Consider the following 16,895-nt stretch of genomic DNA (forward strand, 5'->3'; position numbering starts at 1 on the left):
CGGGAAATAGGCGAATAACGTGCCGAAACGAACTTATGCAATGAGGTATGTTGCGGGCCAGCCAGTTGAACGGATTTTCCCTGGTGCCATCAATCAGCCGCTACCGCCCGGGGCCGCGTTGCCTACGTCTGGTGCGCTGCGGGTGATGGTATGGAATATTTTCAAACAGCAGCGTGCCGATTGGCTTTCGGTATTGAAAGACTTCGGTAAAGATGCGCAGCTGGTGCTATTGCAGGAGGCGCAGACCACGCCGGAATTGGTCAGCTTTGCCACCTCTAACTATCTGGCGGCCGATCAGGTGCCCGCCTTTGTGTTGCCGCAACACCCTTCCGGCGTGATGACGCTGGCGGCTGCACATCCGGTGTATTGTTGCCCGCTGCGCGAACGGGAGCCGCTGCTGCGTTTGGCCAAGTCGGCGTTGATCACCGTCTACCCTCTATTAGATGGCCAACTGTTAATGGTCGTGAATATCCACGCGGTGAACTTTAGCCTGGGAGTGGACGTTTACAGCAAGCAGCTTGGCCCGATTGGCGAGCAGATCGCCCTTCATCGGGGGCCGGTGATTATGGCGGGAGATTTTAACGCCTGGAGCCGCAAGCGCATCAACGCGCTGTATCAATTTGCCAGCGATATGGCGTTGCACGAGGTCAATTTCGCCGACGATCATCGCCGCAAAGCCTTTGGCCGCCCGTTGGATTTTATCTTTTACCGCAACCTGGGCGTTACAGAGGCCTCGGTGCTGGTGACTCAGGCCTCAGACCACAATCCGCTGCTGGTGGAGTTCCATTCGCAAACCGATCAACCGGTCTGGTAGCGAAATTTGGCCAATAAAAAAGCATCCCGATGGATGCTTTTTTTGTAGCGAAAACTTAGGTTTCCGGCGACGATTTGTTGCTGACAAACAGCGTCAACTTCACACCAGGTTGCAAACTGCTGGCTTTGCCGAGCGTTGAGTTCCAACGCATCACGTCGTTAATTTCGACGCCGTGACGACGTGCAATGCTGGAAAGCGAATCACCTTTACGCACTTGGTAGGTGATGCTGCTGTTATCTCTGGCATTGCTGGCCACTTGCAGGGTTTGCCCAACTTTCAGCGTGCTCTTGCCACGCAAATTGTTCCAACTCTGCAAATCGCTGGTCTTAACGTTCAGCCGTTTGGCGATGGTGGATAACGTATCGCCGGAACGAACCTTATACGCACTTCCGCCTGACAGGCCGCTGTTCTTTGCCAACTGGGTGGTTGGTAATGTTGCAGCTATCTGTCCGTCGGCCAACGAGTCTTTCAACTGTGCGGCATTCTTTTTGGGAACCATGATGTAATGGGGCCCATTAGGTGCCGTAACGCCTTTCTTGTAGCCAGGGTTATAAGCCTTCATCTTGGTGAGAGAAAGCCCAGACATCTCTGCCGCCTGAGTCAGCTGGATCTGCTGCCCGACATCAATACGCGCCAGTGCACGGGTTTCGTCAGTTTTTGGCAACTTGACGCCGTACTTTTTGCTGTGCTTGATGATATCGCTCAGTGCCAGCATTTTCGGGACATAGATTGACGTTTCACGCGGAAGCGACAATGCCCAGAACTCAGTGGACTTACCCTGACGTTTATTCGCCTTAACCGCTTGCATGACTCGGCCTTCACCACTGTTATAGGCGGCGATGGTCAATAACCAGTCACCGTCAAACATGCGGTTCAAACGCTCCATCATGTTAAGCGCAGCGGTCGTCGAGGCCACAACATCACGGCGCCCGTCATACCACTGATTGTTTTTCAAACCATAATTGCGACCCGTTTGCGGCACGATCTGCCATAGCCCTGCGGCATTGGCACTTGACGTGGCGTGAGGGTCAAAAGCGCTCTCCACTATGGGTAGCAGTACCAGTTCCATCGGCATATTGCGTTTCTTAATCTGCCCGACTATCCAGTACATGTACGGCTCTGCCCGTAGTGTTACATCGTGGAGATAGCTCTTACTTTTTAAATATTTTCTTTTCTGTTCACGGATCCGGTCGTTTTCCGGAACCTCCATCTTCAGCTCGTCGCTAATGAAGTTCCACAGGTTCTGCTGAGCGGCGCTACTGTTACTGTCTAGCCACCGTGCCGAACTCGCTGTGTACTCTCCTGCTTCACTTTCTTGACCTGCCGAAGACAGACTCTGTGCATGCTGCTTTGGGGCCGGTGCATCCTTCCAGGATGACTGGCAACCTACCAGCAAGACCGAGGCGAGAAGTATCGCTTTAGCCTTCATGTGTGTGTCAATATAGTTGCTTAAAAGACGAGCAAGGATACTTTGCTTCGCCAAAAAACACAACTAAAAGCTTAGAAGGCATCCTTGCGCAGGCGTAATTCGGAAAAAACCGAATGAAGCTGGCTCGGTGGTGAGTTAAAGCCTATTTTCTTTTGTAAATCAGTGTCATGGCAGCGTAAAAATAGATTAATTTTACGCTCTAATTGCAACGTTGTGGGCAGGCTAGGCACTCCTTTTGCCCTTGATTGCTCAATTTGTTGCTGATATGTTTCAATTTGGCGGTCTTGCGGCAAAATTGTCCTGGCAAACTTAAGGTTTGAGAGCGTGTACTCGTGTGCGCAACAAATTAGGGTTTCGTCGGGAAGTTGCGCGAGCCGTTGAAATGAGTGGTACATTTGCTCTGCCGTCCCTTCAAAAAGCCGTCCGCAGCCCGCAGAAAAAAGCGTATCCCCACAGAAAAGATAAGGTGCACTGTAGAATGCCACGTGACCTAGGGTATGCCCGGGAACTGCGATGGTGGTGTAGCTACGCCCGCCAATTTCCAGGATATCGCCATCCTGAACCAACCGATTTGCTCCCTTATTAGCGGTTTCCTGAGGGCCATACACCGGCAGATCCGGATATTGCGCAACGATTTCCGCTACGCCGCCGACGTGATCGTGGTGGTGGTGGGTTAATAATATGGCCTCGGGGGTGAGTTGCCGTTGGGACAACGCCGCCAATACCGGGCCAGCTTCGCCGGGATCGACGATCACGCAGCGCCCTTGCTGGTTAGCCAATAACCAAATGTAATTGTCCTGAAAAGCGGGAATGCTGATAAGATTCATGGAACACCTCTCGTTGGCAACGGCTTGAAAGAGATACTAAACCATGAAACCAGCCCAGACTCTAGAAAAGCTCACTAGCCCCTACTCCTGGGCCGGGTTGCCGTGGGGGGAATACTATCGTGAAGCGTTGGAGCAGCAGTTGCAGCCCTGGTGGCCCAAGATGTTTGGTTTCCATCTGTTGAAGATCGGCAATCTCAGCGCCGAGTTGGATAGCGAAAAGTGCGCCATCTCGCATCAGGTTAACGTGGGATTGGCCGGGGATAACCTGCATGTGCAGGCCGATCCTTATCAGTTGCCCTTTGCGGCCAAGTCCGTCGATGCCTGTCTATTGGCCCATACGCTCTCTTATGCCGATGACCCACACCGTTTGCTGCGTGAGGTCGATCGCGTCATGATTGACGATGGTTGGTTGGTGATCAGCAGTTTCAACCCTTTTAGCCTGCTAGGCTTGGGGAAGCTGATCCCCAGGTTGCGCAAACGCCAGCCTTACGTCAGCCGGATGTTTACCCAGATGCGCCTGCTGGACTGGCTCAGCCTGCTCAATTATGAGGTGTTGGATCAGACGCGCTTCCACGTGTTGCCTTGGCAGCGCAAGGGAGGGACTTTCTTGAGTACGCATTTACCGGCGCTTGGCTGTATGAGCGTGATTGTAGCCCGCAAGCGAACCTTGCCGCTGACGCCAACGCCGATGAAAGTGGGGGCGAGAAAACACTCTCTCAGCCGCGCAGTGGGCGCGACCAAGAGTTATCGCAAACTGCCTTAAGCTTCGGGCTTGTAGCCAACGTCGTCCTGCGTCGGGCTGCCAGCTGCATCGCGTGCCAGCACGTCGCAACGTTCGTTTTCCGGATGCCCGGCATGGCCTTTGACCCATTCCCAACGAATGGTGTGGCGGGCAATCGCCAGATCCAGGCGCTGCCAGAGATCGACGTTTTTCACCGGTTTTTTGTCGGCGGTTTTCCAGCCGCGCTTTTTCCAGTTGTGGATCCAACTGGTGATCCCCTGGCGTACGTATTGGCTATCGGTGCTCAACACCACTTCGCAGGGGGTGGTCAAGGCTTCGAGCGCCACAATGGCGGCCATCAGCTCCATGCGGTTATTGGTCGTCAGGTAATAACCCGCGCTGAACAGTTTCTCGTGCTGTTTATAACGCAAAATTGCGCCGTAACCGCCGGGGCCAGGATTACCAAGGCAAGAGCCGTCGGTGAAAATTTCTACCTGTTTAAGCATCTCTGGTAGACTCTTCCTATCAGTTTTATAAAAACCAAGTCTGACATAAACCAGCGCCATGAGCACAGCATTATGATCTCTACACCAACCAGACAGATCGTTCTCGATACCGAAACCACCGGTATGAACAAGCTAGGGGTTCACTACGAAGGTCACCGCATCATTGAGATCGGGGCCGTTGAGGTGATCAACCGCCGCCTGACCGGGCGCCACTTCCACGTTTACGTCAAGCCGGATCGGCTGGTGGATCCGGAAGCCTACGGCGTACACGGTATCAGCGATGAGTTCCTGGCGGATAAGCCTACTTTCGATCAGATCGCCGCTGAATTTATCGACTTTATCCGTGGTGGCGAATTAGTTATTCATAACGCAGCGTTTGATATCGGCTTTATGGATCACGAGTTCCGCATGTTGCAGCGAGATATTCCGAAGACGGAGACCTTCTGTACCATCACCGACAGCCTGTTGATGGCGCGCCGCCTGTTCCCAGGCAAGCGTAACAACCTCGATGCGCTGTGCAACCGCTACGAGATAGACAACACCAAGCGAACGCTGCACGGTGCTTTGCTCGATGCCGAGATCCTGGCGGAAGTCTATCTGGCGATGACCGGTGGCCAGACCTCGATGGCTTTCCAGATGGAAGGGGACACCCAGCAGACGGATTCTGCCCAGGATATCCAGCGCATCCAACGCCCGGCAACGGCGATGAAAGTGATCTATGCCAGTGACGCAGAATTGCAGGCTCACGAATTACGTCTGGATCTGGTGCAAAAAAAGGGCGGTAGCTGTCTGTGGCGTGGTGGCGCAGCAGCCGAATAACGGCCTCGCAGGATAGAAATGGCGGTTAAGTGGCATAATCATCGCGTGTTCGTTGAAAAACTGTGCAAACGACTCTTTTTATAAGAAAAGACGTTGACGGAATGGCGAGGCAACCGTAATATTCGGCTCGTTCCCCCGCAAGAGGGAACGTTGCGGAGCGGTAGTTCAGTTGGTTAGAATACCTGCCTGTCACGCAGGGGGTCGCGGGTTCGAGCCCCGTCCGTTCCGCCAACATTCAGAAGCCCTGAGTTAGCAATAACTCAGGGCTTCGTCTCTTCTATTGTGCCATCTTCATTCCTTCCTCCCCTCGTTGGCTTTTGCTGAAAATACAGCAAAGATATTTCATTTTTTATTGATAATGATTAATATTTCCATTAATGGATGGGCTACTCATCCTGTCAGATCGAGCAAATTCTTCTTTTTATTTTCAGTGCTGAGCATGTCGTGAGCCACACATTGTTCTCTGGGATGAAGCAGGGCGTTCACCGGGTGGTGAATACAACGTCGCTGTTTCACAACACTGAAAAACTGAAAAGGGATGGAACATGTTGGAAACCGTTCAGTCAGTCCGTTGGTTGCCGCTGACACCGGCACAGTTTGATTTTTGGGAGGAGTTTAGCTTTCATCCGCATCAGCCCGTCTCTACCGTCGCCCACCGCATCACGCTACGCGGCGAGCTTGATGAACCTGCGTTGTTGGCGGCGTTGGAGCAGGTTGTTGCTGAAACCGATGTTTTTACCATCCAGTTTCAACTGGCTGACAATGACGAGCTACCGTTGCAGCGCTGCAATCCCCAACGGCGTCCTCGGGTACACCTGATTGAGTTACAACAGACCGACGTTGCCGAATCGATAATGCAGGCCGACATCGAGCGCCAGCTCAATTTACTGAGCCAGCCTTTGGCGGTCGTCTGGTTGATCCGCTTTTCACCTTCGCATTACACCGTTTATATTCGGGCGCATCACATCATTATTGATGGTTTCGGTATGGCGCTGATCGAACATCGCCTCGCTGAGCTTTATCGCGCCCGCCTGCAAAAAACCACCGCTAGCCAACCTTTCCATGCATTTTATGATTTTCTGGCTGAAGAGCAGCACTACGCCAGTAGCGAAAAATCGCGGCAGGATGCCGAGTATTGGCGCCGGTATGTTACCGATGGGCCTTCGCTCCCGGTTCTGCAAAAGGGAGGGGAGGACTACGGTGCGGAGTGTCTGCACAGCGAAGCGGTACTGCCTGAACATTTTAGCCAGCAGTTGAGCGCCTTTTCCGAGCGCTGCGGTACAGGTTGGCCGGATTTGCTATTGGCACTTTCCGCTGCCTGGCTGACGTTTCGGCTTTATGGGGAGAATAAGGCTGAAATACAGCCAATCTGGGTGCCCGTCATGAACCGCCGTGGCAGGGTGGCCGCCAGCGTCCCGGCGTTGGCGGTGAATATTCTGCCGTTGTTTGTTCATGTCGAACCACAGGAGAAGGTTGTGGACTACGTCAAACGCACCGCGAAAACGTTACGCGACCTGCGTGCTCACGGGCGTTATCGCATTGAGACCCTGGCCGCCGATCAAGGGTTGGGAAAAGGAACTCGTTACTTTTTCTCTCCGTTGATCAACGTACTTCCCTTCGATCCTCCGCTGTTTGCAGGCTGTGAAGCAGAGCGCGAAGTCATGGCGAGCGGCCCAGGGGATGGCTTTAACATTACCTGGCGTGGCCGAACGGATGCTAGCGAACTGCATATCGATATTGACGCCGATCCTGCGATGTATGCTTCCCTGAATGTCGAGGAGATGTTCACCCACCTGCACAGCTTCCTGAGTAGGGCGATGATGCCCGAAGCGTGGCAGCAGCCGGTTTACCCACTGCTAAACCAGTAAGATCTTCCGCCAACGGGCTGGCCCGCTGGCGGAGATTGACTTTTTATTGCAGCAGAGAGCAAACCTCTTCGGCGTTTTTGCACTTAATCAAGGCCGCTGCTGGCAGTGAAACGCCGAGTTCCACGCTTATCCTCTCCCTCAGCGTTGGCATATGGCTGAGTTTCAGACCCATGGCAAGAAACGGGGTCTGCGGATGCCATTCAGGCCGCAGCGGCTGACCCATTACGGCGCAGTAGATTGCCAGCACCGTTTGTTGAGGTGTCACCGGGGCGGCGAGCGTTGCCGAATGAGATTGCTCCAGCTCGGTACGCAGCGCATGGCGATCGATTTTGCCATTAGCTGAGAGGGGGAAGCGGGTTTGCACTATGAAGCGGCCAGGAATGTGAGTACAGGGCAAATAGCGCTGCGCGAAGATACGCAGCTCCGACGTGCTCGGCGGGACTTGATTAGCGGACAGATAGACCGCACCCAGCGACTTTTCTGGCGTATCGTCCACCGCGTAGTCGAGCACCACAATATCCTCGATGGCTGGATGCTGGCGCAACGCCTCCTCGATTTCCGGCAGTGAAACCCGTACGCCGCGAATTTTAACGTAGCCATTAATGCGGTTGGCAAACATGATGACGCCGTCAGGCCGGTAATAGCCAATGTCTCCGGTACGGAACGTTCGCTCGCTAAGGCCATCTGGAGTCATCACGTCAACAAAGTCGTGCTGCACCAACGCCCCATGTTCCAGATAGCCACAGGCCAGATTGGCCCCGGCAGTGTGGATGCGCCCAGCAACGCCGCTAGGGCAATGTTCACCGCTGTCATGACAGATAAAATACTGAGTGCCCGCCAGCGGCTTACCATAGGGAATTTGCGCCGTGTCGCTAGTGGTGATCTCGTGCCAGATGCTCCAGATAGTCGTTTCCGTCGGGCCGCCGAGTGATATCAACCGCAGTTGAGGATGCCTTGAACGCAATAACCGGATGGTGGCGGGCTTAATGTAATCGCCGCCCTGGGCCACTAGCCGCAGGGAGGAGAGCTGTTCTGGCGTTGCGCAGTCCAGCAACATTTCCAGGATCGCTGGCACAGAGCACCACAGCGTGATCCGGTGTTGTGCCACCAGACGGCCCCAACTGATGGCGTCTTTTTCCTCATGCCTGGCTGGCAGCACCAGCGTTGCGCCCACGCTGAGTGAGGCAAACACGTCAAACACCGACATATCGTGGTGCAGCGGCGTCACCGAGATAAAGACATCTCGCTCGGTGATCTGCCAGTGAGCTAGGGTTTGCCCAATCACGTTGGCCGTTGCCCGATTATTCAGCACGACGCATTTCGGTTTGCCCGTGGTGCCGGAGGTATATAGATAATAGGCGGGGTGGGAGCTGTCGCTTCGAGCGTCAAAACGAGGTGGGCTGACGTTGATGGATTTGAGCGCATCAGGCGTGACCGAGCCTGGGATTACGGCGTCTTCATCGCATATCACCAGCTTGGGTTGGCAATTTTCCAGTAAATACGCCGTCCGTGCCGTAGGAGAATTAATATCTATCGGCACCCGGATAATCCCTAACAGGGAGCAGGCTAGTGAGATAGCGATATGCTCCAGGTTGCGTGGAAGATAAATGGCCACCACGCTCCCCGGCTCCAACTGGCGCTCGAGCAGTCCGTTGGCCATGCTGGCGACGAGCTCACCCAGCGCCTGCCAGCGCAATTGTTGTTCGCCGCAGATAACGGCCACCCCATCACGAGAGCCGGAAAACAGATTTTTTGCGATGTGGCCCAGAAAATCGTTGCTCACGGCGGCGCTGGCGGGAGTGTTTGCCCGGTAATGCGGGTAATTCATCGTTTCGTGGACGGGGATATCCAGCGAGCCCTGAGAGACTATATGCTGCATGCGCTGGTAGATTGCGCTCAATATAGCGCTGACCTGTTCGGGCGCGAGAGCCTGCTCAACATAGTCGGCAATCATCAGTAAATTGCGCTGCTCATCGTACATTAGGCGAATATCCAACGCGACCTGCGGCGTTTGGGTCAGACCGCTTTCGGCACGGATTGGCGCGTTGGCCGGTAGCGTTTCCCAGCCCAGGCAGTTGGTCAGGATCACCGGCAGCGCGGGGGCACGCGCGGTTCGCGGTGACAACTGGCGAGCCAGATCCACACCTGACCAGGCAAGGTTTTGCAATCCGCCAAGAATGTCTTCCTGCAGACGTTGGGCATTCTCGCCTAACGGCCGACAATGTCGGACGTAGTGAATGGCAATAAATGTCGAACGATTGGTGGGTTGCCCCTCTTTGGCCGCGAAGGCAACGGGGATGCCTACCGTGAGCGCTTCATCTTCCGACCAGAGCGCCAACGTGTCGAGCACGATAGCCGACAGAGTGGTGTTGGCAAACAGTCCCCGAGATGTGCCAAGGCGGGTGAGCTGCTTCAGGTGGCTGGCATCCAGAATTTGTTGTTCACGCCGCCAGCGGGGATGCACGATCTCGCCCAAAGGTTGCTGCCAGGGAAGCCGGGAAGGGGTAACGACCTGCGCCAGCTTGTCTTGCCACCAGGCTTTTGCCCGTTCCCGTTCTTTTTCATCTGCTTCGTTCGGTGTTGCGTCATGTTCAAGTGCGGCAAGCGGCTGTTCATCAAATAGCCGGGCGACGATATGCGAGATCCCTTGGCCGTCGAGGATCAGCGCATCAAAGCTGGTGAAAATCTGGTACTCGGTGGCGCCAGGCAAGGTAATCAGAATGATCCGCCAAGGAGGTGACGACGGATCGTGGCGGCTCTGTTGGTAATGCTGCCGCAGCTGTTGCACTTTTTTAGCCGCGTCTGCTTCACTGGCATCGCGCAGGTCGATCTCTTCCAGGTGAGGTTCCAGCTCAGGCAGAATGTGCTGCTGCTGTGTTTCCTCGTCGATCCAGGTGCGTAACGCGGCGAAGTGATTAACCAACTCTGCCAGCCGACGGCGGAAGTGCGCAGGATCGATGACCCCCCTAAAGGTCCTGAAATCGTGCATGGCAACGCCACCGAGCGGCCATTGCTCGCCGCTTCCCAGCAGATAAGCCTGCTGGAGCGACGTTAATGGTTTCCCCATTCGCTTCTCCTTTTGCCGTACTGCCGCTGGCGGTGCCAACCAGCCGGAAACGCTGTCATCAATGTGTTGCGGTGCCGCTGCCAGGCGTTCGGCGAGCGTGTGAAAACGCGTAAAGAGCTGATGCAGTTGGCCGGGGGGGAACGCATCTTCACGCACATCCCAGTTGATCAGAATTTCATCGCCAATCCAGGCTACCTGTGCGTCCAACGCGACCTGCGGCCCCTGAGAGATGACCCATGCCAGTTCACCCAATTGCCCGCCGACCCGCTCAGAGAACAGCACGCCACCGGAGATACCGAACCCGGCGGTAAAGACGATGGGGGAGTACTGCAGCTGGCCCCGCAGGCGCGAAAGGCCGCGCATCACGCTCACCCCTGAATAGCCGCCGTGGCCAAGGATTTCGTGCAGCTGCGTCATGGTGCGTTGGCAATAATGCAGCAGCGTTTCATTGGGGCGCAGCTCGGCGCTGAACAACAACAGATCGGAAAAATCACCAACGATCTCGTTAACACCCGCAATCTCGGGAGTGCGGAAAAAGGTCGGTACGTTGATGCGCAACGCGGGCTGCCTGAAACCTTCCATCATCGTCAGGCTGAACAAAGCAAGGAAAAGCGAGCTTAACGTCAGATGGTGGTGACGTGCGCAGCGCTGCAAGGCATGGCTGATTTGGGGATTAAGCTGGATTGCCATTCTGCGGGTTTGACACTGCCTGTCCGTATAGGGAATGGCGGGAGCAGGGGAAATATCCGCTAAACGTTGCCGCCACCAGGCGCGATCTCGCTCTCTGGCGCTAAGCAGCAGCGGATCGTGGGTACGCTGCGCCAGATAGCGAAACCAGGCGACCTCCATCACTGGGGTGCACTGCGGCGGTGGTTGTTGGTAGAAGCGGGCGAGATCTTCCACCACGATACGAAAGGAGAGGGCGTCCGCGGCGATCATATCCAGATCGATATGCAGCCGGCTGGCCTGCCCTGGCAATATCGTCAGGCTGATTTCGCAAGGGTAGCCTTGATCGCGCAGCAACTGCTGGTTCTCCATGCGCCGCCGCTTGCCAGCCAGTAATCGTTGTACCTCGGCTGGTGGGTAATGACAAAAATCATCGATATCCAGTGGTGGATGACTGGCAACTACATGCTGTAGCCCCTCTGCGGTGACATGAAGACGCAGCATTGGGTGCGCGCGATATAGCGCGTCCACAGCCTGCCGAAAGCGGGGGATATCGGTGATGGTGCCATCGAATTCTGCGTACAAATGCGCGGCAACGCCGCCTAATGCCTGCGCTGAGTGCCTGCCTACCCATGAAGCTGCCTGCATTGGAGTCAATGATTTCATCGCATATCGTTCCTGATTGGCCAACGGAAGCCGCCTAACTATATAACAGAGCTTAATGCGAATGAAAATTATTCTTTTTTATGTTGTTGGCGATACATTGAGCAGGGTAAGGTTATGCGAGGCACATAAGTTCACTCCGTGGCCACTGAGATGGCACCTCGGGGTTATGCATAGGGAGCAAGCAGAAGATGAGGTTGTTACCGGGTAAACGTCGTCATCCCGTGTTGGGGTTTTTATTATTACTTGCCTTGCTGATGGGCAGCGGACATGGTTTGGCCCAAGGTTGGCCCAGGGCGTTTCACAACGCGGATGGCTCCGTCACTCAGATCCCGGCCCCTCCTGGCCGCATTCTCTCTACCTCCGTCAGCGTCACCGGAACGCTACTGGCGATCGATGCTCCGGTTGTCGCCAGCGCGACGGCGGTGAACGGCCAGTTCTTTGGGCAATGGGACAAGGTGGCCGAGCAGCGCCACATCGCTAAAGTCTGGCCCGCGGGCAGTATCGATCTTGAACTGGCCTATGCCATGGCCCCCGATTTGATCGTCGTCTCAATCAATGGCGCAGACTCATCGCGCGCCTATTTGGCTGAGCTACGGGCCATTGCGCCGGTCATTATCGTGAATTATGGCAATCAGACCTGGCAAACTCTTGCCCGTGAGCTGGGAGCCGCACTGGGGCTTGAGGCTCAGGTTGAACAGCGGATCGGCGGTTTTGACGCGCTGCTGACCAACGCCCGTCAGCAAATCCACCTGCCTGACGGACAAGCCAATATTATCAATTTTAACGGCCCGGGAACGGTCAATCCCGTGGCGACACCGGCCAGCGTGCATGCCCGTTTACTCGAGTCATTAGGGTTTTCTATCGAAGCACCAAACCCGGCCTGGCAAAGCAATCTCACCCGCTCCGGCGACTTTATCTGGGCTGAATATGAGAATCTGACGCAGTTAACGGCGGGCACTACGTTTCTGTTGAGCTCAGGCGACGTCAGGATTAACGAGTTTCTGCATGACCCGCTGCTTCAGCGCTTACCTTCGGTACAACAACACCGGGTTTACAGCCTTGGCGCGCATGCGTTCCGGGTGGATTACTACAGTGCCAGTGAGATGGTGGCAGACATTGTCCGCCATTTTGCCGGTAGCCCAACGCAGGAGCGGTGAAATGCGTGTCTGGCGACTGGCTGGCCTGATCCCTGGCCTGTTTTTACTGCTGACTCTCGGTTGCTTCAGCCTTTATTTCGGTGCTCGCCCCATTCCTCCAGCGGTGATTTGGCAGGCGCTCACGCAGTTTGATCCGCACAATAGCGAGCATTTACTGGTCTGTTATCTACGGCTGCCGCGCACCTTATTGGCCGTGGTGGTTGGAGCGGCTCTTGGCGCGGCTGGCGTCATCATGCAGACGCTCACCCGTAATCCTCTGGCGGATCCCGGCCTGCTCGGTGTGAATGCCGGAGCCACGTTGGCGATCGTCCTGTCGATCGCGGTGTTTAATGTGGCGGATGTCTTTAGCACTATGTGGTTTGGCGTGGCCGGTGCGGCGATAGTCAGCGTTGCGGTGTTGCTGGTTGGCGGCATTGATGGCAATAACCCGGTAAGGATTGTGCTAGCCGGGGCTGCGTTGGCCATTGTGCTGCTTAGCCTGACTCAGCTCGTCATCGTCAATAGTGAACCAGAAGCGTTCGATCGCTTCCGGCACTGGGTGATTGGATCGTTACAGGGAAGAGGGTTCGACGTACTGCTCCCGGTTGCCATGCTGGTGGGCGTGGGGCTGTTGCTGGCGCTGGCCAGCAGCAAAATGCTGGATATTGCGGCACTCGGCTCGGATGCCGGCCTGGCGCTCGGCGTTAATCCGCGCTGGCTGGTGGTGATGTCCGCTCTGATTATCGTGATACTGGCCGGTGCAGCCACGGCGGCGGCTGGGCCAATCGTTTTTGTTGGCCTGACCGCACCGCATTTTGCCCGTGCCGTTGCCGGATTGCAGCATCGCGCGCTATTGCCCTGGGCCATGCTGTTTTCCGCCATGCTGGTGTTGTTGGCCGATATTCTGGGGCGTATCGTTGGCTATCCCGGTGAAGTCAGCGTTGGCGTCATGGTGGCGTTGATCGGTGGCCCCTGTTTTGTGTTGCTGGTGAAACGTTGGCAGGGGGGGCGGGTATGAGCGTTAACAGGACGGTGCTGGTATGCCTGGTTTTGGCCTCTTTGCTGCTGGTTGCTGCCGCTTTCGCTCTGACGGTGGGGCGCTTTACGTTGCCGGTATCGAGCGTGCTGCAAGCCATTGTGGGGGAAGGGGATCCCATGGCGCAGCAAATTGTCAGGGCGATCCGCCTGCCACGCGTGTTGACGGCGGTTTTAGTCGGGGGCGCCTTGGGCATCTCCGGGGCGATTTTTCAGTCCGTATCGCGCAATGCGCTTGGATCGCCAGACGTCATTGGCTTTACCACCGGTGCGGCAACCGGTGCGATTGTGCAGATTGTCCTGCTCAACGGTAACACCGTAGCGATCGTGCTGTCGGCCATAGCCGGGGGGCTGGCGACGTCGCTGCTGGTCTATTGGTTAGCCCATCATCACGGCGTGGTGAAGGGATACCGCCTGATATTGATGGGCATTGGCGTCGGTGCGGTACTCAGTGCCCTCAATGGTTTGCTGCTGGTTAAAGGTGATATTGATAACGCCGTGATGGCCACTTTATGGCTGGCGGGAACCACACAGGGGCGCAACTGGCTGCACGTTATCCCGGTGGCCAGCAGCATCGCGTTGTTATTGCCGGTGGTGCTGATGTGTGCCAGGGAGCAGAACATCATGACCATGGGGGATGAGGTAGCCCACCAACTGGGTGTCCGTGTCGAACTCACCCGCAAGATTATGACGTTCTGCGGCGTGATTTTGGCTGCGGTAGCAACTAGCGCGGCGGGGCCGATTGCCTTTATCGCACTTATGGCACCACAGTTGGCAATACGCCTGACACGCAGTCCAAACCTGCCGGTGGTCAGTGCGGGTCTGGTGGGCGGCTGCCTGTTGTTAGGGGCCGATATTGTCGCCCAGATACAGCCATCAGGGCTGATGATGCCGGTAGGATTAATGACAGGAGTGATAGGTGGCGGGTACTTGCTGGCTCTGTTACTGCGTGGCGGCTGTCGCTAAGGCTAAGGGATGGCTGTCGCAAATGTGATCAAATTGATTTGCATTCAACATTGTAAATGATTATCGTTTGTGGCTATTGGCTAGCTTGCTGTAATGACTCCCCTATTTCAAGCTTTGGGGGGGCGCGGTATTACACGCAGTTATTAAGTGGAAAACTAATCATAAGGTCGTAAAGACCAGTTATTAAGCAGTGTGTTCTTTGTCGCTCAGTTGAAAAACTAATAATTCAGTGTGCATTTGGCAAAGGAGATATCAATGAGCGAACTAAAGGGTGATAAAAAACGCCCGATTTCATTATGTAATGGGCCCCAACGCATTTCTGAAAAATATCATATGCCCTCCGTTATTCTGGGGTTATGTGTTTTCGCCGCAGCGGATGCTATTGCTGCCGATGATGCCCCAATACGCAATGAGAATAATGAGCCTGAAACCATTATTGTTACCGGGGAAAAGGTAAGACGCACTATTTACGATACCGGATCCAGTATTGAGGTGTTTGACGATGCACGGATCGATTCACTGCCCGGTGCAACGCAGGTATCCGATTTACTAAAAATGACGGCCAACGTCCTGGATACGGGCATTGGTAACGATATTCCCACCATTCGCGGTATTGATGGTTCAGGGCCAGCCAATGGCGCCAATGCCTTCCTTAGCGGTACACGGCCACGCATGAACCTCTCGCTCGATGGGCGTTCCTTAACCTATAACGAACTGGCCGTCGGGCCGCAATCCCTGTGGGATATGCAACGGGTCGAAGTATACCGGGGGCCGCAAAACTACATTCAGGGGCGTAATGCGATTGCCGGTGCGGTGGTGATGAGCAGCAAGGATCCGACGTTTGATTGGACTTCGGCGGTCAGGGCCGGGGGCGGAAATCAGGATTCTACCCAGGCCTCTGCCATGTTATCGGGGCCGATTGTTGAGGACCAATTGGCGTTTCGCCTGAGTGCCGACCGCCAGCGGCGGGAGAGTTTTGTCGATCTGATTTCCTACGAGCCGGTGGGTAACCCGCGCGAAATCGAAGTGACCAACATCCGTGGGAAGCTGTTGTTTAACCCTGCCGGGCTACGCGATCTCACCACTAAACTGTCGATAAATCACTATGAAAGTCAGGCACCGCAAAATGAAGCGCTAAGCCCGGCCAACCACGCCAGTTCCCGTTTTGACCGGCGTCGCCCAGTCGTTGAGACCCAATCCACCAGTGGCATTTGGGATATTGCCTGGGAACCGTCGGAGCAGTTAAGCGTCCAGAACAAGTTTATTTATACCGATTTCAGTAACCATCGCCGTACCGCAGAAGCGCTGCCGTGGGCCGACATTGAAGGTAAAGAGTTCCAAATGGAGCCGCTGGTGCTTTTCGGCACACCAAACGATCGTTGGCGTGGCCTGGTGGGTGCGCGTTACTTCCATGCGTCGCAGGATGAGTTTGTGAATCTTTTCCCTGGCGGTAGCCCGTTCAAGGATAAAACAGATACCTACGCCGCCTTTGGCGAATTGACCTGGGCCGTGTTGCCACATATCGATATTACCGCCGCCAGCCGGGTGGAAAGAGAGCACCGTCAACGTAAGGGTGGCAAGGCGCGTAAGGTCGATTTTGATGAAACCTGGGATGTGTTCCTGCCCAAGCTGGATGTTGCGTGGAAGCCTTCATCGCGGCAAACCTTTGGTGCCAAGGTGGCTCGCGGCTATAACGGCGGCGGTGCTGGGATGACGTTTTCCGCCCCCTTGATCAACTATACCTACGATCCTGAATATGTCTGGAACTATGAGCTGTATAGCCGCCATGGCATTGAAGATCTTGATCTCGAGGTGATCACCAACCTGTTTTATAACGACTATAAAGACATGCAGCTGCCGTATTATCTGGATTCCACTATGAACTCAATGATGATCCGCAATGCAGATAAGGTCGAAACCTATGGCGCTGAACTTGGGGCTATCTGGAAACCGACGGGGAATTTTGAGCTGAATAGCTCAGTAGGGTTATTAAAAACCAAAATCAAGAAATTCTCCGACAGCAGAATCGATGGTCATGAATTACCGCGCGCTCCGGCTGTCACCGCCAATATGGGGGCGAAATATAATCTTATGCCGGGGTTGGAGTTAAGCGGTAATGTGACGCTTTCCGATACCTATTATTCCCAGTACGACAACGATCCACGCGGGAAAATCCCTTCCAGAGTGATTGCCAATATGCAGTTGGCTTACACCTTCAAGCAGGGGCGCGTCAGCGTGTTTGCACAAAACCTGTTTGATTCTGATAAACGCGTCATGGTGATGAATAACGACGTTTCTACCGCGGTTATTCAGCGGCCACGCCTGGTTGGTGCCGTCGTCCAACTGGATTTCTAAGGCCATCTATCGCCAATCAA

At 55.1% G+C, this 16,895-nt stretch carries 11 protein-coding genes, 1 tRNA gene and 1 pseudogene; 9 read left to right on the forward strand and 4 right to left on the reverse strand.

The genetic code is table 11. From position 1 onward, the window contains the following. Positions 1–40: 40 nt before the first annotated feature. Positions 41–814: an endonuclease/exonuclease/phosphatase family protein gene (locus KGP26_RS05500; protein ID WP_021181971.1), complete on the forward strand. Its 774-nt coding sequence runs from the start codon at positions 41–43 to the stop codon at positions 812–814. 55 nt (positions 815–869) lie between these two features. Here KGP26_RS05500 and mltD read toward each other — a convergent pair whose 3' ends face one another. Continuing rightward, positions 870–2,243, reverse strand: a complete 1,374-nt coding sequence (gene mltD, locus KGP26_RS05505) for a murein transglycosylase D (RefSeq protein ID WP_115158538.1) — start codon at positions 2,241–2,243, stop codon at positions 870–872. A gap of 71 nt (positions 2,244–2,314) precedes the next feature. After that, positions 2,315–3,070 carry a hydroxyacylglutathione hydrolase gene (gloB, locus tag KGP26_RS05510; protein WP_021805639.1) on the reverse strand — a complete coding sequence of 252 codons (756 nt, stop codon included), beginning with the start codon at positions 3,068–3,070 and terminating at the stop codon, positions 2,315–2,317. Between the two features lie 43 nt (positions 3,071–3,113). Here gloB and KGP26_RS05515 point away from each other — a divergent pair, with 43 nt between their 5' ends. After that, positions 3,114–3,833: a class I SAM-dependent methyltransferase gene (locus KGP26_RS05515; RefSeq protein WP_094983000.1), complete on the forward strand. Its 720-nt coding sequence runs from the start codon at positions 3,114–3,116 to the stop codon at positions 3,831–3,833. Here KGP26_RS05515 and rnhA read toward each other — a convergent pair. Beyond that, positions 3,830–4,416 (reverse strand): annotated as a pseudogene (gene rnhA / locus KGP26_RS05520) (ribonuclease HI). The gene KGP26_RS05515 and the pseudogene rnhA sit on opposite strands and share 4 nt — an antisense overlap. Between rnhA and dnaQ the strand changes: the two are divergent. The 3 genes from dnaQ to KGP26_RS05535 all read left to right on the forward strand — a co-directional run bounded on the left by dnaQ (position 4,370) and on the right by KGP26_RS05535 (position 6,984). Then, entirely contained in the window at positions 4,370–5,116 is a 747-nt protein-coding gene (dnaQ, locus tag KGP26_RS05525) for a DNA polymerase III subunit epsilon (protein ID WP_371824935.1), read from the forward strand. The pseudogene rnhA and the gene dnaQ sit on opposite strands and share 47 nt — an antisense overlap. A 154-nt stretch (positions 5,117–5,270) precedes the next feature. Continuing rightward, positions 5,271–5,347: transfer RNA gene (locus KGP26_RS05530), tRNA-Asp, on the forward strand. 314 nt (positions 5,348–5,661) lie between these two features. Continuing rightward, positions 5,662–6,984 (forward strand): condensation domain-containing protein, encoded by a 1,323-nt coding sequence (locus KGP26_RS05535; RefSeq protein ID WP_223498953.1) that lies wholly within the window; start codon positions 5,662–5,664, stop codon positions 6,982–6,984. 43 nt (positions 6,985–7,027) lie between these two features. Here KGP26_RS05535 and KGP26_RS05540 read toward each other — a convergent pair whose 3' ends face one another. Beyond that, a complete protein-coding gene (locus KGP26_RS05540; RefSeq protein WP_223665126.1) occupies positions 7,028–11,383 on the reverse strand; it encodes an amino acid adenylation domain-containing protein in 4,356 nt (1,451 codons plus the stop codon). A gap of 188 nt (positions 11,384–11,571) precedes the next feature. Between KGP26_RS05540 and fepB the strand changes: the two genes are divergently transcribed. The 4 genes from fepB to KGP26_RS05560 all read left to right on the forward strand — a co-directional run bounded on the left by fepB (position 11,572) and on the right by KGP26_RS05560 (position 16,875). After that, positions 11,572–12,540, forward strand: a complete 969-nt coding sequence (fepB, locus tag KGP26_RS05545) for a Fe2+-enterobactin ABC transporter substrate-binding protein (protein WP_223665127.1) — start codon at positions 11,572–11,574, stop codon at positions 12,538–12,540. A gap of 1 nt (position 12,541) precedes the next feature. After that, entirely contained in the window at positions 12,542–13,537 is a 996-nt protein-coding gene (locus KGP26_RS05550) for an iron ABC transporter permease (RefSeq protein WP_223665128.1), read from the forward strand. Continuing rightward, positions 13,534–14,520: an iron chelate uptake ABC transporter family permease subunit gene (locus KGP26_RS05555; RefSeq protein ID WP_223665129.1), complete on the forward strand. Its 987-nt coding sequence runs from the start codon at positions 13,534–13,536 to the stop codon at positions 14,518–14,520. Before KGP26_RS05550 ends, KGP26_RS05555 begins: the two co-directional genes overlap by 4 nt. A 333-nt stretch (positions 14,521–14,853) precedes the next feature. Continuing rightward, positions 14,854–16,875: a TonB-dependent receptor gene (locus KGP26_RS05560; protein WP_371824947.1), complete on the forward strand. Its 2,022-nt coding sequence runs from the start codon at positions 14,854–14,856 to the stop codon at positions 16,873–16,875. The last annotated feature ends 20 nt before the right edge of the window (positions 16,876–16,895 follow it).

This window comes from Serratia sp. JSRIV002, assembly GCF_019968725.1.
In the GTDB taxonomy this organism is placed as follows: domain Bacteria; phylum Pseudomonadota; class Gammaproteobacteria; order Enterobacterales; family Enterobacteriaceae; genus Chania; species Chania fonticola_B.